Annotated in this window: 15 protein-coding genes and 2 pseudogenes; 8 read left to right on the top strand and 9 right to left on the bottom strand. The window is 64.9% G+C overall.

From position 1 onward, the window contains the following. The first annotated feature begins 17 nt into the window (after positions 1–17). Entirely contained in the window at positions 18–1,085 is a 1,068-nt protein-coding gene (gene queG, locus RAM80_RS19840) for a tRNA epoxyqueuosine(34) reductase QueG (RefSeq protein ID WP_416422151.1), read from the top strand. Between the two features lie 532 nt (positions 1,086–1,617). Here the strand turns inward: queG and RAM80_RS19835 are convergent. The 3 genes from RAM80_RS19835 to orn form a co-directional block, all read right to left on the bottom strand. Then, positions 1,618–2,169 (bottom strand): Panacea domain-containing protein, encoded by a 552-nt coding sequence (locus tag RAM80_RS19835; RefSeq protein ID WP_416422150.1) that lies wholly within the window; start codon positions 2,167–2,169, stop codon positions 1,618–1,620. Between the two features lie 240 nt (positions 2,170–2,409). Beyond that, entirely contained in the window at positions 2,410–2,688 is a 279-nt protein-coding gene (locus RAM80_RS19830) for a DUF3077 domain-containing protein (protein ID WP_416422149.1), read from the bottom strand. Between the two features lie 394 nt (positions 2,689–3,082). Beyond that, the gene (gene orn, locus RAM80_RS19825; RefSeq protein ID WP_416422148.1) at positions 3,083–3,625 is read right to left on the bottom strand and encodes an oligoribonuclease; all 543 of its coding nucleotides are present in this window, start codon (positions 3,623–3,625) and stop codon (positions 3,083–3,085) included. 90 nt (positions 3,626–3,715) lie between these two features. On the opposite strand from orn, the gene rsgA reads away from it, so the two are divergent. Both rsgA and RAM80_RS19815 read left to right on the top strand, forming a co-directional pair. Continuing rightward, a complete protein-coding gene (gene rsgA, locus RAM80_RS19820; protein WP_416422147.1) occupies positions 3,716–4,747 on the top strand; it encodes a small ribosomal subunit biogenesis GTPase RsgA in 1,032 nt (343 codons plus the stop codon). Between the two features lie 217 nt (positions 4,748–4,964). Further along, entirely contained in the window at positions 4,965–5,363 is a 399-nt protein-coding gene (locus RAM80_RS19815; protein ID WP_416422146.1) for a TIR domain-containing protein, read from the top strand. Between the two features lie 59 nt (positions 5,364–5,422). Here RAM80_RS19815 and motB read toward each other — a convergent pair whose 3' ends face one another. Together motB and motA are read right to left on the bottom strand one after the other, a co-directional pair. Then, positions 5,423–6,460, bottom strand: a complete 1,038-nt coding sequence (gene motB / locus RAM80_RS19810; RefSeq protein WP_416422145.1) for a flagellar motor protein MotB — start codon at positions 6,458–6,460, stop codon at positions 5,423–5,425. A gap of 3 nt (positions 6,461–6,463) precedes the next feature. Then, on the bottom strand, positions 6,464–7,315 hold the full coding sequence (gene motA, locus RAM80_RS19805) for a flagellar motor stator protein MotA (RefSeq protein ID WP_416422144.1): 852 nt from the start codon (positions 7,313–7,315) through the stop codon (positions 6,464–6,466). 129 nt (positions 7,316–7,444) lie between these two features. On the opposite strand from motA, the gene RAM80_RS19800 reads away from it, so the two are divergent. From RAM80_RS19800 to RAM80_RS19785, 4 genes are all read left to right on the top strand, one after another. Then, complete coding sequence (locus tag RAM80_RS19800; protein ID WP_416422143.1) at positions 7,445–8,983, top strand: HDOD domain-containing protein; 1,539 nt, start codon at positions 7,445–7,447, stop codon at positions 8,981–8,983. Between the two features lie 46 nt (positions 8,984–9,029). Then, the gene (locus RAM80_RS19795; protein WP_416422142.1) at positions 9,030–9,845 is read left to right on the top strand and encodes a rhodanese-like domain-containing protein; all 816 of its coding nucleotides are present in this window, start codon (positions 9,030–9,032) and stop codon (positions 9,843–9,845) included. A gap of 9 nt (positions 9,846–9,854) precedes the next feature. Beyond that, a complete protein-coding gene (gene asd, locus RAM80_RS19790) occupies positions 9,855–10,724 on the top strand; it encodes an archaetidylserine decarboxylase (RefSeq protein WP_416422141.1) in 870 nt (289 codons plus the stop codon). A 119-nt stretch (positions 10,725–10,843) separates the two neighbouring features. Then, positions 10,844–12,607, top strand: coding sequence for a molecular chaperone (locus RAM80_RS19785; protein ID WP_416422140.1), 1,764 nt, complete (start codon positions 10,844–10,846; stop codon positions 12,605–12,607). 54 nt (positions 12,608–12,661) lie between these two features. Here the strand turns inward: RAM80_RS19785 and serB are convergent. Together serB and RAM80_RS19775 are read right to left on the bottom strand one after the other, a co-directional pair. Beyond that, positions 12,662–13,639 (bottom strand): annotated as a pseudogene (serB, locus tag RAM80_RS19780) (phosphoserine phosphatase SerB); the annotation flags it as partial. 75 nt (positions 13,640–13,714) lie between these two features. Beyond that, positions 13,715–13,810 (bottom strand): annotated as a pseudogene (locus RAM80_RS19775) (ACT domain-containing protein); the annotation flags it as partial. 185 nt (positions 13,811–13,995) lie between these two features. Here RAM80_RS19775 and RAM80_RS19770 point away from each other — a divergent pair. Then, positions 13,996–15,516, top strand: a complete 1,521-nt coding sequence (locus tag RAM80_RS19770) for a histidine kinase (protein WP_416422139.1) — start codon at positions 13,996–13,998, stop codon at positions 15,514–15,516. A 110-nt stretch (positions 15,517–15,626) separates the two neighbouring features. Here RAM80_RS19770 and RAM80_RS19765 read toward each other — a convergent pair whose 3' ends face one another. Together RAM80_RS19765 and parC are read right to left on the bottom strand one after the other, a co-directional pair. Further along, a complete protein-coding gene (locus RAM80_RS19765; protein ID WP_416422138.1) occupies positions 15,627–16,331 on the bottom strand; it encodes a PqiC family protein in 705 nt (234 codons plus the stop codon). A 206-nt stretch (positions 16,332–16,537) separates the two neighbouring features. After that, positions 16,538–18,796: a DNA topoisomerase IV subunit A gene (gene parC / locus RAM80_RS19760; RefSeq protein WP_416422137.1), complete on the bottom strand. Its 2,259-nt coding sequence runs from the start codon at positions 18,794–18,796 to the stop codon at positions 16,538–16,540. Between the last annotated feature and the right edge of the window lies 1 nt (position 18,797).

Genomic DNA, 18,797 nt, shown 5'->3' with positions numbered 1-18,797 from the left:
CCGGTTTCCCTCTTCGCATGTCCGCCCTTACCGCCGATCTCCCCGCCCTGGCCCTCTCCATCAAGGAATGGGGCCGCGAACTGGGCTTCCAGCAAGTCGGCATCGCCGGCCTGGACCTGGGTGAGCACGAACACCACCTGCAACGCTGGCTGGACGCCGGCTACCACGGCGACATGGAGTACATGGGCGCCCACGGCAGCAAGCGCTCGCACCCCGACGAACTGGTGCCGGGCACCTTGCGCGTGGTGTCGCTGCGCATGGACTACCTGCCCGGCGACACGGCCATGGCGCAGTTGCTGGCCCAGCCCGAGAAGGCCTACATCTCGCGCTACGCCCTGGGCCGCGACTACCACAAGCTGATCCGCAAGCGCGTGCAACAGCTGGCCGACCGCATCCAGCAGGCCATCGGCCCGTTTGGCTTCCGCGCCTTCGTCGACAGCGCCCCGGTGCTGGAAAAAGCCATCGCCGAACAGGCCGGCCTGGGCTGGTTGGGCAAGAACACCCTGATCCTCAACCGCAAGGCCGGCAGCTACTTCTTCCTCAGCGAACTGTTCGTCGACCTGCCGCTGCCGGTGGACGAACCGCATGCCACCGAGCACTGCGGCCGTTGCAGCGCCTGCCTGGACATCTGCCCCACCAACGCCTTCGTCGGGCCGTACGTACTGGACGCGCGCCGGTGCATCTCGTACCTGACCATCGAACTGAAGACCGCCATACCCGAGGACCTGCGACCGCTGATCGGCAACCGCGTGTTCGGCTGCGACGACTGCCAGATCGTCTGCCCGTGGAACCGCTTCGCGCGGCCCACCGGCGAGAGCGACTTCAAGCCGCGGCACAACCTCGACAACGCCGGGCTGGCGGAGCTGTTCCTGTGGGATGAAGAGAAATTCCTCACCAGCACCGAGGGCTCGCCCCTGCGCCGCGCCGGCTACGAGCGCTGGCTGCGCAACCTGGCAGTGGGGCTGGGCAACGCGCCGTCGACCATTCCAGTGCTGGAAGCGCTGGAAGCGCGGCGCGATTACCCGTCGGAGCTGGTGCGCGAGCATGTGGAGTGGGCGTTGAAGCAGCACGCTGCGCGTGCCTGAGCCTGCAACGCCATGACCGCGGCGCCTGGGACGCGGCCTGGCGGCCGCTGCTACAGGGGGTTGCGTAGCAGCTGCCACCACGATTGCGTCCAGCAACAGGCACCAGGTCTAGGCGAATGCCAGGCAACACGGACCTAAAGAGAATGATGTCGAATGTAACGCTCGATTTTGAGCTTTACATGAGGTGAACGATCGAAGCCCGCACGCACCGCGCGGAAGACATCAAGACTCACCGGAAGATGCGGGATTGTTCCGCCTGCGACGATGTCCGCTTCCAATCGAGGAAGCCGAAGTACAGCTGCCTCACCGTACACAACCCAGCTATCTCTTCGCACAAACGGATGACACCCCGGAGCGAGGATACAGCTCGTATCATGCCTGCCCGTTTCCCTGACCGAGGATAGGTTGACCACCAACACGCTGAGTTCGCCCAAAACCTGACAAAAAACAGGATCGTTCATCACAATATGCAAATGATGAGACGGCCCTGTGTGCATCAACAACGTTCCCTGCTGAAAAACATTCCCTGGCATCACGACATCTCAGATAGTTTCTGCCCTAGCTGGTTGCGGATGCGAAGCAGCTCAACCTTCTCGTGCGCTTGCGCTTTGGTGCATCCAAAGGACTCAAACGTCACTTCCGTGTTGATAGCCTTGCTGGAGGCACCTGGATTTTCCCACTCCGGCAGCTCATGAACGAGATCGACAAGCTTCCAGCGATTCATGTGGCCATACTCGGAAAAAATCTCGTCGAGTATGGCCCGATCAGCTCTGGATAGCTCATCCAGCTCGTCCCAGGCGAACTGACGCTGGAGTTGGACCTGATGATTCTGGATGGGTGAGATCAAAGCACTCCACGCCAGACTTGGCCGGGCGCCGTTCATCAGGTCCAGCGTGGAAGACAACACTGGTCCGTTTTTCATATTGCATTGGAAATCGTCAGTCATTGGAACGTCATACCGTTCCATGCTCAAGCGGTCAGCCAGATACAGCAGCTTCATCAACTTGATGTGGGCCATAGGGGCCTCACGGCGAGCCAAAAAGAAAGCCGCCATTTGGGCCACTTTTTGTTCGGAAAAAATCAAGAGTCACCTCTCTTGCACCATCCATGGGCATTTGGTTTTGCGGGCGAAAATTATGGGCGCGTACAAGCGTTAGTCAATAGCATCAGCTTGGTGTCCGCTTAATCCAGACAGGCGGCTCGAACCGCACACGTAGCAATCGTATGTCGGTGCCGTAACTCGATCCTTGATGTCGGTATAGCACGGTTTTGCAGACCAGGAACGCCGAGCCAGCTGCTAATCCAGCCCAAGCGCTAGACCACCTCAAACCTCTTGATGTGTCACCGCCGTGATCGTCAAATCTTCGACAATCGCCTGCGCCATCTCCCCTAGATACACTGCTGCCCACGCCATATGAGCCCCGGCGTCACCCAAGGCAGCGTCCGTCATCAGCTGATTAGCGATGTGCTGCAGGTTGGAGCTATGGGCCAAGGCGTCTAAAACGTGGATACCAGGGTTTACTGAGAAGATTGGGGTTGCAGTAGAACCACACGCAGCGAAGGAAACCTGGCCTTGCGTGGTGTGCGGAACGGCATCGTTCATCGTTACATCTCCTGTTAGCTGGACCACTTGCTCTGCCGCCAAGCAGAAATGGGTGGCGGGTTACGCAGGGTTGGCGGACCGGAACAGGAAACCGGCACTTCCGAGGAAGTCCGTGCGCAACTCGCCATAACGCAACTCGCTACCGGATGAACCGCTAGCGATTACGACTGCGAGTGTTGCATCTGTTCGGCAGGCCGCCAAGCCCGTATCGCCAAGTGACGACGACGGCAATGTTGGCGCCCCGCAAGCAACAATTCAATGGAAGAGGGATTGCCAATTGTTTCCTGCTGGCAAAGCCGGCGCCGGCCTCATCGCCGGTAAAGCGAACACCTGCGAGGCATCCGTAACCGTCGACGCAACGAGGAAAATCAGGACGTTGCGAGCGTCAGCCTGATCAGAACTTGATGAAATGCTGGCGATAGTGCTGCAGCTCGGCGATGGATTCGCGGATGTCGTCCAGGGCCAGGTGGGTGCTGCCTTTCTTGAAGCTGTCCTTCACCTCCGGCGCCCAGCGCGCGGCCAGTTCCTTGAGGGTGGAGACGTCCAGGTTGCGGTAGTGGAAGTAGGTTTCCAAGCCGCGCATGTGGCGGTACAGGAAGCGGCGGTCCTGGCAGATGCTGTTGCCGCAGATCGGCGACTTGCCCTTGGGTACCCACTGTTCCAGGAAGGCGATGGTCTGGGCCTCGGCCTCGGCCATGCTGATCTTGCTTTCGCGCACGCGCTGGGTCAGGCCCGAGTTGCCGTGGGTGCGGGTGTTCCACTCGTCCATGCGCGCCAGCACTTCGTCGCTGTGGTGAATGGCGATGACCGGGCCTTCGGCCAGGGTGTTGAGGTCACTGTCGGTGACGATGGTCGCCATTTCGATGATGACGTCGCTGTCCGGGTCCAGGCCGGTCATTTCCAGGTCGATCCAGATCAGGTTGTTCGCGTTTTGCATGTGGGGGCTCCTCGGCTTGACTGCGCAGTTTAGCTCAGCCGGGCATGCTAAACTCGTCGCCGTTTTAATTACCCCCTGCACGGAACACTCATGGCCAAACGCCAGCTCAACCGTCGCCAGAACTGGCGCATCGAAAAAATCCAGGGCGAGCGCGCCGCGCGTGCCGCCAAACGCGAGTCCCACACCCTCGAGGTGCTGGAAGGCGGCGACCTGGGCCCTGAGCAGACCGGCCTGGTCATCGCCCACTTCGGCGTGCAGGTCGAGGTGGAAGCCCAGGAAGGCGAGCTGGCGGGCCAGGTATTCCGCTGCCACCTGCGGGCCAACCTGCCGGCACTGGTGACCGGTGACACCGTAGTGTGGCGCGCCGGCAACCAGGGCATCGGCGTGATCGTCGCGCAGCTGCCGCGCACCACCGAGCTGTGCCGGCCCGACAGCCGTGGCCAGCTGAAGCCGGTGGCGGCCAACGTCGACCTGATCGTGATCGTCTTCGCGCCCATGCCCGAGCCGCACGCCAACCTCATCGACCGCTACCTGGTGGCCGCCGAGCACGCCGGCATCCGCCCGCTGCTGCTGCTGAACAAGGCCGACCTGATCGACGAGCAGAACGCCCCGGCGCTGAACGCGCTGCTGGCCGTGTACCGCCAGTTGGGCTACCCGCTGCTGGAAGTGTCGGCCCACCATGGCGACGGCATGCAGCAGTTGCAGGCGCAGCTGGACGGGCACATCAGCGTGTTCGTCGGCCAGTCGGGCGTGGGCAAGTCATCCCTGGTCAACAGCCTGCTGCCCGAAGTGCAGACCCGCGTGGGCCCGCTGTCGGAGCTGTCCGGCCAGGGCACCCACACCACCACCACCGCGCGGCTGTTCCACTTCCCCGGCGGCGGCGAGCTGATCGACTCCCCCGGTATTCGTGAATTCGGCCTGGGCCACGTGAGCCGCGCGGACGTGGAGGCGGGCTTCATCGAGTTCGACGACCTGCTGGGCCGCTGCCGCTTCCGCGACTGCAAGCACGACCGCGAGCCGGGCTGCGCGCTGCTCAAGGCGCTGGAAGAAGGCCGCGTGCAGCAGCAGCGGATGAACAGCTACCGCTCGATCATTGCGAGCCTGCCCGAAGACACCTACTAACCTGCAATCCCGTAGCAGCGGCCGCAGGCCGCGTCGCTCGCAGAAGCGACGCAGCCTGCGGCAGCTGCTACGGGCAAGCTGTGCCTGTGGGAAATTTCTGTAGGAATTTTTACCGTGTGATGTAGGAACGGTCTCTTTTTCCTGCCATCTATTGCCCCATGAAACACATCTGAACGATTGTCAGCCCCGCCATTCACCACGACGGAAAGGGACTGCCATGTCGACCTATCACCTGTTCATCAGCCAATCCTGGCGCTACTCGGACGCCTATGAACGCCTGCAGGACCTACTGCGGATGGAGCCTGCGTTCACCTTCCAGGGCCACAGCGTGCCGGCGCCGCACCCGGTGATCGAGCTGGACGCGCAGGCCTTCGAACAGGCCATCGTCGAGCACCTGCGGCCCTGTTCGGCACTGGTGATCATGGCCGGGGTGTACCCCACCTTCGGCAAGTGGATCGACAAGGAAATCGAGGTAGCCCGACGGCTAGGCAAGCCCATCATCGCCGTCAAGCCATTCGGCCCGGAACGTATTTCGCCTACGGTGCGCAACGCCGCCAACGCCGAATGCGGCTGGAGCACCCGCACCATCGTCGGCGCCATCACCCTGCATGCCTGAAACGCACAACGCCCGCCGCGACAGGGGTCGGGGCGGGCGTTGGCGGAAGTGCCGGCGGCTTACTTGGCCGGCTCGTCCATTTTCAGCGTACCGTCTTCGAACAGGTTCAGCTTCTGGCGTAGCTCGTGGGGCTGCACCTGCGCGTTCGGATCGATGGCGGCGCCCGGCTTGCCGGCGGCACCAGGGGCAGCCGGCGCGGCAGGCTTGCCATCAGCGCCAGGCGCTGCGGGTGGCGCATCCGGCTTGGTCTCGCCCTCGATCTCGCGCTGGGCCTTCTTGGTCAACACCACGATGTCGATGCGGCGGTTGACCGGGTTCAGCGGGTTCTTGCGGTCAAACAGCGACGAAGAGGCATAACCCACTACGCGCGCCACCTGGTCATCCGGGTAACCGCCACCTTCCAGCGCGCGACGCGCGGCGTTGGCACGGTTGGCCGACAGTTCCCAGTTGCCGAAGTCGCCCTGGCCGGCGTACGGCTGGGCGTCGGTGTGGCCGCTGACGCTGATCTTGTTCGGCACCGCCTTGATAGTGTCGGCCATGGCCAGCAGGATGTCTTCGAAATACGGCTTCAGGCGCGCGCTGCCCGTGTCGAACATGGGCCGGTTCTCGGCGTCCATGATCTGGATGCGCAGGCCTTCCTGGGTGATTTCGAAGAGGATCTGGTCCTTGAACTTCTGCAGCTGCGGGTTCTGGTCGACCTTGTTCTGCAGCTCCTGCAACAGCAGGTTCAGGCGTTCCTGGTCGATCTTCTCGGCAGCGGCCTCGGCGTCGTTCTCGTTGATCTTGTCCGGCGTCTGCGGCGTCGGCGGCGAGGTCTCGATGTCCGGGTTCAAGGTCTTGTCCGGCGCCAGCTTAGGCGTGCCGCCCATGTCGATGATGTAGGGCGACCCACTCTCGGAGAAGCCCACCGGGTCCTGGAAGTAGCCGGCGATGGCCAGCTTCTGCTCCGGGGTGGCGGTGGACAGCAACCACAGCACCAGGAAGAACGCCATCATCGCCGTGGCAAAGTCGGCGAAGGCGATTTTCCAGGCACCGCCGTGGTGGCCGCCGGCGAAGCGCTTGACGCGCTTGATGATTATCGGCTGGTTATTTTCCATGACTCAGCGACCGCGAACTGCTTGTTCCAGCTCGGCGAAGCTTGGGCGATGGGCGGGGAACAGCACCTTGCGGCCGAACTCCACGGCCAGCGACGGCGGCATGCCCGAGGCCGAGGCCACCAGGGAAGCCTTGATGGCTTCGTACAGGTTGACCTCTTCCTTGGCGTCATGGCCCAGGGAGGTGGCCAGCGGGCCCATGAAGCCGTACGCCGCCAGAATACCGAAGAAGGTACCGACCAGCGCGCCGCCCACGTGGGCGCCGATCACGGCCTTGTCGCCATCACCCAGCGAGGCCATGGTCACCACGATACCCAGTACCGCGGCCACGATACCGAAGCCGGGCATGCCGTCGGCGATGCCAGTCACGGCGTGGGAAGTGTGCTCGAGCTCTTCCTTCATGCTCTGCAACTCCATGTCGAACAGGCCTTCCAGCTCGTGGGGCGCCATGTTGCCGGAGGACATGATGCGCAGGTAATCGCAGATGTAGGCGGTCATGCGCTCGTCTTTGAGCACGGTGGGGTACTTGGCGAAAATGGGGCTGGCAGCGGCGTCCTCGATATCGCTCTCGATCGCCATCATGCCTTCGCGACGGCTCTTGTTGAGGATCTCGTAGACCAGGCCCAGCACTTCCATATAGAAGCTGTGCGAGAACCGCGACTTGAACATGCCCAGGGACTTCTTGATGACCTTCATGGTCATGTAGCCCGGGTTGGCCTGCAGGAAGGCACCAAAGGCGGCACCACCGATGATCAGCACTTCGAAAGGCTGAATCAACGCTGCGATCTTACCGTGGGATAGAACGTATCCGCCGAGCACACTCGCGAATACGACGATGATGCCGATAATTTTAGCCATAGATTGGAAGCACTTACATGTCGTGGTCAGGGTGAGGGCGCAAGATTCTAAATCTCTTGTTCTACTTATCGGCAGTTCTGCGCCAGACTATAGCCTGAAAAGGTGAAAAGCCAGTTCGGTCCCAACAGCATGCCAATTGAGCCCAACGTGCCTACCAAGACTCCCCGTACCCTTCCAGACTGGCTCAAGCTGCTCGACAGCGTGCGTTTGCCCATCCCCATGGCAAGCCATGAGCGGGTGCAGGCGGCCCTGGGCGATAGCCGCAGTTCGCTGCGCGACATTGCCGAGCTGATGCAGGATAGCCCAGCCTTGGTGCTGAGCGTGATCCGCGAGGCCAACCACCCGGTGCACCAGAGCCTGGCCGAGCCGGTGGAGAGCCTGGAAATCGCCCTCAACCGCCTGGGGCTCAAGCGTACCGAGGAGCTGCTGGAGCGCCTGCCCACCGCGCTACCCGAAGACATCCCGCGCGGCCTGCGGCAGTTGCTGCTGATCAGCCAGCACGCCGCGCAGCAGGCCAACGGCCTGTTCGCCGCACGCCTGGCGCGCCTGTGGCAGGAGATCCACTGGGGCAGCCTGCTGTTCCTGTCGCCCCTTTGGCCACTGGCCATCACCCACCCCAGCCTGCTGGAAGAATGGGAGCTGCGCGTGGTGCACAAGGGCGAAGCCGTGGCCAAGGTCGAGCTGGAGCTGTTCGGCGTGCGCCTGCTGAACCTGTGCCAGAGCCTGGCCCAGTTATGGCGCCTGCCCGCCTGGATTCACCACGGCTACAACCTGCTGCTGGACGAGCAGCGCGAGTTCGTCAAAGTGCTGCACATTGCCCGCGACGAAGAGCACCGCCTGCGCCAGCAGCAACGCCTGGACGACGACCCCGGCCTGCGCCGCTGGCTCAACCAGCCGGCCAACACCGTGGTGCTGGCCAACGGCCTGGCCCTGGCCGCCCAGGAAGCCTGGGATACCCCGCATATCCTGCGCTGGCAGTACCTGACGTGCATGTACCTGCAGATGCCGCTGGATGAATTGCAACAGCAGGTGCACCAGCAGGCGGTGCAGAACGCCCGCCATTACGCCGCGCCCGGCCTGTGGCACCCGGCCGAAGCGTTGATCTGGCCCTGGGGCACCCGCCGTGTGCACCGTGGCCTGCAACCCGCGCCGCCGCCCACCGCCGAAGACCTGGCCACCTGGCGCAAGCACTGCACCGAGCTGCTGGTGGAGCCCAGCCGCTTCACCAACGCCATGCACCTGACCACCTTCGCCCGCGATGCGTTGCTGGCCTGCGGCATGCGCCGGGTGATGCTGCTGATGCTCGACAAGAACCAGACCAACCTGCGCGTGCACCAGGTGGCCGGCCTGCCCGAGGAAGCCGCCAGCCTGAACCTGCTGGTCAGCCAGAGCACCGTGCTGCAACGGCTACTGAGCAAGCCGGCGCAGATCCGCCTGACCCCGCAGAACAACGCGCAGTTCTCGGCGCTGCTTCCTTCCAGCCTGCGCGGCCTGTTCAAGGGCGAGCACCTGCTGCTGCGCTCGCTGGCCAGCAACGAACGGGTGGTGATGCTGCTGGTGGCCGACCAGGGCGGCCTGCCCTTCGCGGAAATCTCGGTGCAGGCCTTCGCCAGGACGGCCCAGTGCATCGAACGCGCGCTGACCCTGTTCAGCAAGCGCGGCGCCTGACGCATGCGCTACAATCGCACCCCTCTTTTCCATCTGGAGACCTCACATGGCTGATTTCTCGGGCCTGCCGCTGGTGATCGAAGCCGCTCAGCTGCAACAGCGCCTCGATGCTCCAGAGCTGATCCTGGTCGACCTCACCAGCGCCGCGCGCTATGGCGCCGGCCACATCCAGGGTGCCCGCTTCGTCGACCCCAAGCGCACCCAGCTGGGCCAGCCGCCCGCGCCGGGGCTCATGCCCACGCTGCCCGCGCTGCAGGCGCTGTTCGGCGAACTGGGCCACAACGCTGACGCGGTCTACGTGGTGTACGACGACGAAGGCGGCGGCTGGGCCGGCCGTTTCATCTGGTTGCTGGACGTGATCGGCCACCGGAAATACCACTACCTGGACGGCGGCGTGCTGGCCTGGGAAGCGGCGCAACTGCCACTGACCCAGGACGTACCCGCGGCCCACGCCGGCAGCGTCGCCCTGACCCTGCACGACGAGCCCACCGCCACCCGCGAATACCTGCAGAGCCGCCTCGGCGCCGCCGACCTGGCCATCTGGGACGCCCGCGGCCCGCTGGAATACAGCGGCGAGAAGGTGTTGGCGGCCAAGGGCGGGCACATCCCCGGCGCGGTCAACTTCGAGTGGACCGCCGGCATGGACAAGACCCGCGAGCTGCGCATCCGCACTGACATGCCTGAAATCCTTGAGGCCCTGGGCATCACCCCGGACAAGGAAATCATTACCCACTGCCAGACCCACCACCGTTCCGGTTTTACTTACCTGGTGGCCAAGGCGCTCGGTTACCCGCGCGTCAAGGGCTACGCCGGTTCATGGGGCGAATGGGGCAACCACCCCGACACGCCCGTAGAAGTTTAAGGACATTCGATGAAATCCCGCTTGTTTATCCTCAGCCAGTACCTGCTGCCGCACCACCTGCTGTCCCGCCTGGCCGGCTGCGTGGCCGAATGCCGCGTGCGCTGGTTCAAGAACGCCTTCACCGCCTGGTTCGCCAAGCGCTACCAGGTGGACATGTCCCAGGCCCTGGTCGAAGACCTGACCGCCTACGAGCACTTCAACGACTTCTTCACCCGCGCGCTGAAGCCTGACGCCCGCCCGCTGGACCCAACCCCAGGCGCTATCCTGAGCCCGGCCGACGGTGCCATCAGCCAGTGGGGTGCCATCGAGCACGGCCGTATCTTCCAGGCCAAGGGCCACAGCTTCAGCGCCCTGGAACTGCTGGGCGGCGACCCAGCCCTGGCCGCGCCGTTCATGGGCGGCGAGTTCGCCACCATCTACCTGTCGCCGAAGGACTACCACCGGGTGCACATGCCCCTGGCCGGTACCCTGCGCGAGATGGTCTACGTGCCTGGCCGCCTGTTCTCGGTGAACCAGACCACGGCTGAAAACGTGCCGGAGCTGTTCGCCCGCAACGAACGCGTGGTGTGCCTGTTCGACACCGAACGTGGGCCGATGGCCGTGGTGCTGGTGGGCGCGATGATCGTCGCCTCGGTGGAAACCGTGTGGGCCGGGCTGGTGACACCGCCCAAGCGCGAACTCAAGACCGTGCGCTACGACGAAGCTGCCCGCGCACCTATCCACCTGGAGAAAGGCGCCGAGATGGGCCGCTTCAAGCTGGGCTCCACCGCCGTGGTGCTGTTTGGCCCGGACCAGGTCAAATGGGCCCACGAACTGGGCGCCGGCTCCGTGGTGAACATGGGCCAGCGCATCGGCCAAGGCGTCGACAGCGCCGCCTGATGTTCATGCAGCCGCTGCCTCACGGCAGCGGCTACAAGCAGCGCCAAGGGCGTGCAGTCTTTGACGCAAAGGGTGACAATAGGCCGCTCAAGCTCGACTGACTCAACGGGAACCGCTCGATGTCCGCTACCCCGCCACCTCTTTTGCGCGCCCCCACGCCCTCGCAGGCCAGCCTGACGTTCTGCGAAGCCACGCCCCGCGACCTCAAGCGCTGGATTGCCGCGCTGCCCAAGGCCAACCTCGGCGAGACCGCCCGCCAGCTGTACCAGGGCCTGATCGAACTCAACCAGCTGATCACCCCCAGCGACAACCGCCTGCAGTTGCTGGAGCTGCTGCGCCCGGAAGTCTATTTCGTCTGCAACCACCTGGAACGCCACTTCCTCAACCAGTCGGTGGTGCTGGACGAACGCGCGCGCAAGATCGCCAACCTGTGCCAGGCCCTGCAGAACCTGCTGGCCGTGGGCTACAAGCAGATCGTGCTGCGCGTCTCGGCGCGCCTCAAGGACCGCAACCTGTTGCTGGCCACCGCCATCCAGCGCGCCATGCATGCGCTGAAAGGGCCGCTGGTGCGCGCCAGCCTGCTCTACTGCCCGGTGCCCGAGGGCCTGTGGCTGGAGCTGCACCAGCTGTATCAGGTGGCCAGCCGCTTCCAGCTGCACCGCACCTTCGTCACCGATGACCTGGTCAGCCAGGCCCATCATCAAAGCATCGAGCAGACCTACGCCACCGCCCTGCTGATGGGCAGCTCACGCTGCAACCAGATGCGCCAGCAGGCCATCGTGCAACTGGCCAACGTGCTGGAACCCTGGAGCGCGCTGACCCGCGTAGTGCCCGCCAGTGCTGCCGAAGCGCAGTTCGCCGTGGCCCCCGAGGCCGATGCGCCGCCACGCTACAAGAGCCTGTTCCCCGCCAGCCAGCTACCGCAAATGGTCGGCCTGGACCCGCAACCGCTGGTCAAGGCCATCACCGCCTGGCTGCACCTACCGGTGGACAAGCGCGGCCAGTCCAGCCTGCTGGTGCCACCCGGCCTGACCGTGGACATGCTCCAGCACCTGGCTGCGGCCTGGGGCGATGTGGCCGAGCGCACCTTCCAGCGCACCCCGGGCCAGGGCAGCATGAGCCTGTGCGTTGGCATGAGCACCCTGCACTACTACCTGGGCGGCCAGCGCAGTTTCGCCGACCTGCTCAAGCGCCCCGAGGCCGGAATGAACGCCAGCTTCGCCAGCGGCAAGCCCAGCGGCCCGAGCGACAGCTGGACGCTGGCGTTCGACGCCGCCGGCAGTGGCACCAGCGACTCGATGCTGCCTTACGAAGAGATCGACTACCCGGCCATGGACCTGGAGGGCGGCAGCGGCCAGGCCGACCGCGACTACCCGGTGCACGAACTGCAGATCATCAACCACAGCCCCGGCGGCTACTGCCTGGCCTGGCCCAAGGACGTCCCGGCGCAATTACAGGCTGGCGAGCTGGTAGGCATCCAGGACGCACCGGCCCAAGGCTGGAGCGTGGCGGTGGTGCGCTGGATTCGCCAGGTGCGCGGCGGCGGCACGCAGATGGGCATCGAGCTGATTGCGCCCCACGCCGACCCGTGCGGCCTGCAACTGCTGCGCAGCGACCAGCAGCACAGCCAGTACGTGCGCGGTCTGCAATTGCCGGAAATCCGCGCCATCGACATCAAGGCTTCGCTGATCGCCCCGCGCCTGCCGTTCCAGGAAGGCCAGAAGGTGATGATCAACAACCACGGCGAGGAAAACCGCGCGCACCTGGGCCGCAAGCTCAGCTCCACGGGCAGCTTCAATCAGTTCGAGTTCAGGTTGCTGGAAACAGCACCAGCAGCAGCGCAGGCAGGCAGCGAGTTCGAGTCGCTGTGGAAGGAGTTGTAGCGGCCGCTGCTACGGAGGGCATCCTGTAGCAGCGGCCGCAAGGCCGCGTCGCCGTCACGCCTGGCTGTCGCGCACACCCAGCAGGTAAAGCACGCCGTCCAGCCCCAGGGTGGTGATGTTGTGGCGGGCCGACTGCTTCACCAGCGGCTTGGCGCGGAACGCCACGCCCAGGCCGGCCTTGGCCAGCATCGGCAGGTCGTTGGCCCCATCGCCCACGGCGATGGTCTGCTCCAGCGCCAGGCCTTCCTGCTCGGCCAGTTGCACCAGCAGGTCAGCCTTGCGTTGCGCATCCACGATCGGTTCCACGGCCACGCCCGTGCACTTGCCGTCCACCACCTGCAGCTCGTTGGCGAACACGTAGTCGATGCCCAGCTTGGCCTGCACCTGCTTGGCGAAGTAGGTGAAGCCGCCCGAGAGGATGGCGGTCTTGTAGCCCAGGCGCTTGAGCTCGGCGAACAGCACCTCGGCGCCCTCGGTCAGGCGCAGCGAGGCGCCGATGGCATCCAGCACGCTCACGTCCAGGCCCTGCAGCAGCGCCATGCGCTCCTTGAAGCTGGCGCGGAAGTCCAGCTCGCCGCGCATGGCCCGCTCGGTGATTTCCGACACCAGGTGACCGACGCCGTGAGCCTTGGCCAGTTCGTCGATGACCTCGGCCTGGATCAGCGTGGAGTCCATGTCGAACACCGCCAGGCGGCGGTTGCGGCGGTAGACGTCGTCCTGTTGGATGGCGATGTCGGCGTCCAGCAGCATGGCCGCGGCCAGGAAGTCGCGACGTAGCGCGCCCAGGTCGGCCGGCACGCCGCGCGCCAGGAACTCCAGGCACGCCTTGCCGTCGGCAGCCGCGGAGGCCAGGCCGACGCGACCCGACAGACGGTCGATAGCCTCGACCACCAGGCCATGGCGGTTGGCGATTTCGGTCACGCCCTGCACCTGGGCCGCGGTGATTTCACGGCTCATCAGGGTCAGCACATGGCGGTCGCTGGTGCCCGCGCCGGCCCAGTTCAGGTAGGCCTGTTCCGACAGCGCGGTGAACTGGGCGTGACGGCCGGCCACGGCAGTAATGCGCTCGCGCACCGCCGCCAGGCGGGTTGCATCGTCGGCGCAGGCAACCACGGCCAGCGCCAGGGCGCCGTGCTGCACCGCCTGGGCGATGTCCAGAATGCGCACGCCATCCTCGGCCAAGGCACCGGTGATGGCCGCCAACAGGCCAGGACGGTCGGAACCGGTGATGTTAATCAGGACGATTTCGCGCAAAGGGCACCCCGTTCGTGGAAAAAAATCGCATTCTACCTACTTTCAGTGACCATCGGGCACAGGCAGCGCTTTGCCGCTCTGGGGCCTGTCGCTATACTGCGCAGCAACTTCACGGACATAAAGAGCCGCGCTCAGTGAACCGGCCCACGCCAGTAAAAACCGACAATTTCTTCCTGCTGATCTTCCGTGCCCTGCGTCACCGCCGCGCACCGATTGCTCTGCGTATCGCCAGCCTCAATGTGTTGCTGGTAGCCCTGGCGCTGGTGGTCTACGCCTGCGTGATGGGTTTGCAGTTCAAGCAGGCCATGCATCAGCAGGCCGACGCCCTGGGTCAGAGCCTGACCACCCAGACCGCGACCTCGGCCACCGAGCTGTTGGTGTCCAACGACATCCTCAGCCTCAACGTGCTGCTCAATAACCTGGTGAAGAACCCGCTGGTGGCCCATGCGGCTATCTACAGCGTCGACAACCGCATCCTCGCCGAAGCCGGCAGCCGCCCGAAAAGCGGCCTGCTGGGCGAAGCGGGCGGCCTGTACGAGACCAAGATCACCTTCCAGGACGTGACCGCCGGCCACCTGCGCATCAGCCTGGACATGACCCAGTTCCAGCAGCCGATGACCATCAGCCTGGAAAGCATGGGCATCCTGGGCGCCATCCTGCTGCTGGTGACCCTGATCCTCAGCCTGCGCCTGGGCCGCAACCTGTCCACCCCGCTGCTGCAACTGCGGGTGTGGCTGCGCGAAATCGACGAACACACCCCGGCCACCCAGCGCCAGGACGAGATCGGCGACCTGGCCCGCGACCTGCACCAGCGCTACGCCCCCGAGCCTGCGCCGGTGCCCGAGGTGGAAGAGCCCGAGTTCGACGAAGAGGAAGACGAAGGCCCGGCCTTCGAGGTGCGCAACCTGCGCGACGCCCGCTTCGATGAAAGCACCCCGGTGCCGGTGAAGCCTGCGCCCAAGCGCGTGGTGCATGCCGAAGAAGACGAGGACGAGGACGACGAAGACCCCTTCGCCGACCTGCGCGATACCGCGCCGGTCGCCGCCAAGCAGGCCGCCCCTGCCCCGGTGGCGCCGAAGGAACCCCAGCACAGCGCGGTATTGGCCGTGCAACTGGGTGGCCAGGAACAACTGCGCCGCCTGCCCCGCGCCCGCCTGCTGGAGCTGCTGGAGCGCTACCGCGCCTGCCTGGACCAGGCCGCCTCGCTGTACGAAAGCGAGCTGCACACCCTGAACGACGGCAGCACGCTGATGCTGTTCAACAGCGACAGCAGCGGCGAGGACTACCTGACCAACGCCATCTGCTGCGGCGAGCTGCTGCGCGCCCTGGGCCATCAGTTGCAGATCGAGGTGGCCGACAGCGGCATCACCCTGCAACTGCAGCTGGGCCTGGTGCTGGGCGATGACCTGGCCGGCATGAGCCAGATCGACCTGCTGCTGACCGAACCGGCCCAGGACGCCCTGGCCCTGTCGCAGCACAGCCGCAACCTGCTGCTGGTGGAACGCCGTATCAGCGACGACAGCCTGGTGCGCCAGCGCGCCCGCATCCGCCCCATCGCCAGCCCCGAGGGTGCGTGCTGCGTGGAGCGGCTGCTGGAGCCTTACCCGTCGTTGCTGGAGCGCCAATTGGCGCGCATGCACGAGACCCGCGTTTAAACACGCGTCTTTGTGGGAGCTGGCTTGCCAGCGAGCTTTTCAGGCCTCAACAGCTCGCTGGCAAGCCAGCTCCCACAACAAAAAAGCCCGCATCGCTGCGGGCTTTTTCGTTAGAAGCGGAACACTTCCATGTCGGTGCGGATCGGCGAGGCGATCGGCATCTTCGGCTTGTCCGGCTCATCCTTGGCCACTGGCTTGGCCGCAGCCTTCTTCTCTTCCACCAGCGCCGGCTGGTTGGCCAGCGGCTTCAGCGCCACGCTCAGCTGTTCGGCCAGGCGCTGCAGCAGCACGCCCTGGGCTTTCACCTGGGCCGCGGTGCCGCCGGCGTGCTTCTCTTCCAGGTGGACGATGCGGTTGTCACGCACCTGGCCACGGCGGTCGAGCAGACGCCACTGGGCATCGAGAATGGCCGGCTGCGAATCACCGGAATCCAGGCGGGTAATCGACAGCAGCACCTGCACGTCCGGCGTACCGGTGTTGGTGGCAGGCGCCAGGGTCACGCGCTGGCTGTCCAGGCGCCACGCCAGTTGGCGCAGCAGCAGTTGATCGATGTCGGAAGACAGGCTGCCGGCCCAACGACCATCGGTCGCCGCGCTGAGGCTGCCATCAGGCTGGCGCTGCAACAGGGTTTCGCGTTGCAGGTAGTCGGCCACGGAAACCGGGCCCAACAGTACCGACATGCCGGTGCTCTGCTTGGGTTGGCCGGGGTTGCCGCTGTCGAGCTGGTAAAGCGCGACCGGCTGGTGAGCGGCGCAGCCCGCCAGGGCCAGGACACCGGTCAGCAATAAAACAGGAAGGCGCAAAAAAGTCATCATTCCATCCAGGCGGCAGCCACAAGGCTCACCGCAGTGATACTCAACGAATTCGTCCGGGTACTCAGCCACGCCGGTACCTCAAGAAGACATATCATCCGCGAATATGCGCTACGACTCCAGCGCTTAAGCGTCGATCTGCGCTTAAAAAGCGCATCCAACCGCTCTAGCGTGCTGTCTGGGAGTGATTCCCAGACAGCACCATCGCGTCAGCCGGCGTTTTCCACCAACAGGGCATCCACTCGCTGGAAACCACGCGGCAGCTTGTTGCCGCGCCGCCCGCGCTCGCCCTTGTAATGCTCGAGGTCCTCGCCCTTGAGCGACAATGTACGCTTGCCGGCTTGCAATACAAGCGTTGCGCCATCGGAAATCACCGCCAAATCAGTGACGTATTCCTCACGGCTGGCCACGCGTTCACCGGGAATGCCGATGATTTTGTTGCCCTTTCCTTTGCCCAGCTGCGGCAGGTCGGCCACTTTGAAAACCAGCAGGCGGCCTTCGGTGGTGACCGCTGCCAGCCAGTTGTTCTCGCGGTCCGGCACCGGCCGTGGGGCCAGCACCTTGGCGCCGTTGGGCAGGCTGAGCAGGGCCTTGCCGGCCTTGTTCTTGGCCTGCAGGTCTTCGCCCTTGACCACGAAGCCGTAGCCGGCGTCCGAGGCAATCACGTACAGGGCATCGTCGTCGGGCAGCAGCACGCACTCGAAGGCGGCGCCTGGCGGCGGTGTCAGGCGCCCGGTCAGCGGCTCGCCCTGGCCACGGGCCGACGGCAGCGTGTGCGACGCCACCGAATAGCTGCGGCCAGTGGAGTCGATGAACACCGAGAACTGGTTGGAGCGCCCCATGGCGGCGGTCTTGAAGCCGTCGCCGGCCTTGTAGGACAGGCCAGTGGCGTCGATGTCGTGGCCCTTGGCGCAACGCACCCAGCCCTTCTCCGACAGCACCACGGTGACCGGCTCGGTCGGCATCAGCTCGTTTTCCGACAGGGCCTTGGCCTCGGCGCGAGCCACGATCGGCGAGCGACGGTCGTCGCCGTAGGTCTCGGCGTCCTTGATCAGTTCGCTGCGCACCAGCTTGCGCAGTTTGCTCTCGCTGCCCAGCAGGGCCTGCAGCTTGGCCTGTTCCTTGGCCAGCTCGTCCTGCTCGTTGCGGATCTTCATCTCTTCCAGGCGCGCCAGCTGCCGCAGGCGGGTCTCGAGGATGTATTCGGCCTGGGTCTCGGTCAGGTCGAAGCGGGCGATCAGCGCGGCCTTGGGGTGTTCCTCGGTGCGGATGATGTGGATAACTTCATCCAGGTTGAGGAACGCCACCAGCAAGCCTTCCAACAGGTGCAGGCGGCGCTCCACCTTGTCCAGGCGGAACTTGAGGCGGCGGCGCACGGTGTTGATGCGGAATTCCAGCCACTCCAGCAGCAGCGCGCGCAGGTTCTTCAGCTGCGGGCGGCCGTCCAGGCCAATGATGTTGACGTTGACCCGGTAGGTGGACTCCAGGTCAGTGGTGGCGAACAGGTGCTGCATCAGCTCGTCGAGGTCCACCCGGTTGGAACGGGCGATGATGACGATGCGGCACGGGTTCTCGTGGTCCGACTCGTCACGCAGGTCGGCGACCATCGGCAGCTTCTTGGCCTGCATCTGCGCAGCGATCTGCTCCAGCACCTTGGCGCCGGACACCTGGTGCGGCAGCGCGGTGACGACGATGTCGCCGTCCTCGATGCGGTACACCGCACGCATGCGCACCGAGCCACGGCCGGTCTCGTAGATTTTCAGCAGCTCGCTTTGCGGGGTGATGATTTCCGCTTCGGTGGGGTAGTCAGGCCCCTTGATGTGCTCGCACAGCTGTTCGATCGTGGCTTTTGGCTCGTCGAGCAGGCGCACGCAGGCGCTGGCCACTTCGCGCAGGTTGTGCGGCGGCACGTCGGTGGCCATGCCCACGGCGATGCCAGTGGTGCCGTTCAGCAGGATGTTCGGCAAACGCGCCGGCAATACGGCCGGTTCATCGAGGGTACCGTCGAAGTTCGGCACCCAGTCCGCGGTGCCCTGGCCCAGCTCGCTGAGCAGCACTTCGGAATAGCGCGACAGGCGCGCCTCGGTGTAACGCATGGCTGCGAACGACTTGGGATCGTCCGGCGCACCCCAGTTGCCCTGGCCGTCCACCAGGGTGTAGCGGTAGCTGAACGGCTGCGCCATCAGCACCATGGCTTCGTAGCAGGCCGAGTCGCCGTGCGGGTGGAATTTACCGAGCACGTCACCCACGGTACGGGCCGACTTCTTGTGCTTGGAATCGGCATCCAGCCCCAGCTCACTCATGGCGTAGACGATACGACGCTGGACCGGCTTGAGGCCGTCGCCGATGTGCGGCAGGGCCCGGTCCATGATCACGTACATGGAGTAGTTGAGGTAGGCCTGTTCGGTGAAGTCAGCCAGCGAGCGGCGTTCTACGCCGTCCAGGCTGAGATCAAGGGAGTCGCTCATG

This window comes from Pseudomonas sp. App30 (assembly GCF_047947025.1).
In the GTDB taxonomy this organism is placed as follows: domain Bacteria; phylum Pseudomonadota; class Gammaproteobacteria; order Pseudomonadales; family Pseudomonadaceae; genus Aquipseudomonas.
Note: the sequence above shows the minus strand (reverse complement) of the source record. Positions and strands in the feature narration are given on the sequence as shown.

Bases quoted from the DNA above. Each gene is read 5' to 3' on its own strand.
- orn (WP_416422148.1), bottom strand. From the start codon at position 3,625: ATGCAAAACGCGAACAACCTGATCTGGATCGACCTGGAAATGACCGGC.
- RAM80_RS19765 (WP_416422138.1), bottom strand. From the start codon at position 16,331: ATGATGACTTTTTTGCGCCTTCCTGTTTTATTGCTGACCGGTGTCCTG.
- RAM80_RS19785 (WP_416422140.1), top strand. From the start codon at position 10,844: ATGTCCGCTACCCCGCCACCTCTTTTGCGCGCCCCCACGCCCTCGCAG.
- motB (WP_416422145.1), bottom strand. From the start codon at position 6,460: ATGGAAAATAACCAGCCGATAATCATCAAGCGCGTCAAGCGCTTCGCC.
- RAM80_RS19815 (WP_416422146.1), top strand. From the start codon at position 4,965: ATGTCGACCTATCACCTGTTCATCAGCCAATCCTGGCGCTACTCGGAC.
- RAM80_RS19795 (WP_416422142.1), top strand. From the start codon at position 9,030: ATGGCTGATTTCTCGGGCCTGCCGCTGGTGATCGAAGCCGCTCAGCTG.
- queG (WP_416422151.1), top strand. From the start codon at position 18: ATGTCCGCCCTTACCGCCGATCTCCCCGCCCTGGCCCTCTCCATCAAG.
- motA (WP_416422144.1), bottom strand. From the start codon at position 7,315: ATGGCTAAAATTATCGGCATCATCGTCGTATTCGCGAGTGTGCTCGGC.
- RAM80_RS19830 (WP_416422149.1), bottom strand. From the start codon at position 2,688: ATGAACGATGCCGTTCCGCACACCACGCAAGGCCAGGTTTCCTTCGCT.
- parC (WP_416422137.1), bottom strand. From the start codon at position 18,796: ATGAGCGACTCCCTTGATCTCAGCCTGGACGGCGTAGAACGCCGCTCG.
- asd (WP_416422141.1), top strand. From the start codon at position 9,855: ATGAAATCCCGCTTGTTTATCCTCAGCCAGTACCTGCTGCCGCACCAC.
- RAM80_RS19800 (WP_416422143.1), top strand. From the start codon at position 7,445: ATGCCAATTGAGCCCAACGTGCCTACCAAGACTCCCCGTACCCTTCCA.
- rsgA (WP_416422147.1), top strand. From the start codon at position 3,716: ATGGCCAAACGCCAGCTCAACCGTCGCCAGAACTGGCGCATCGAAAAA.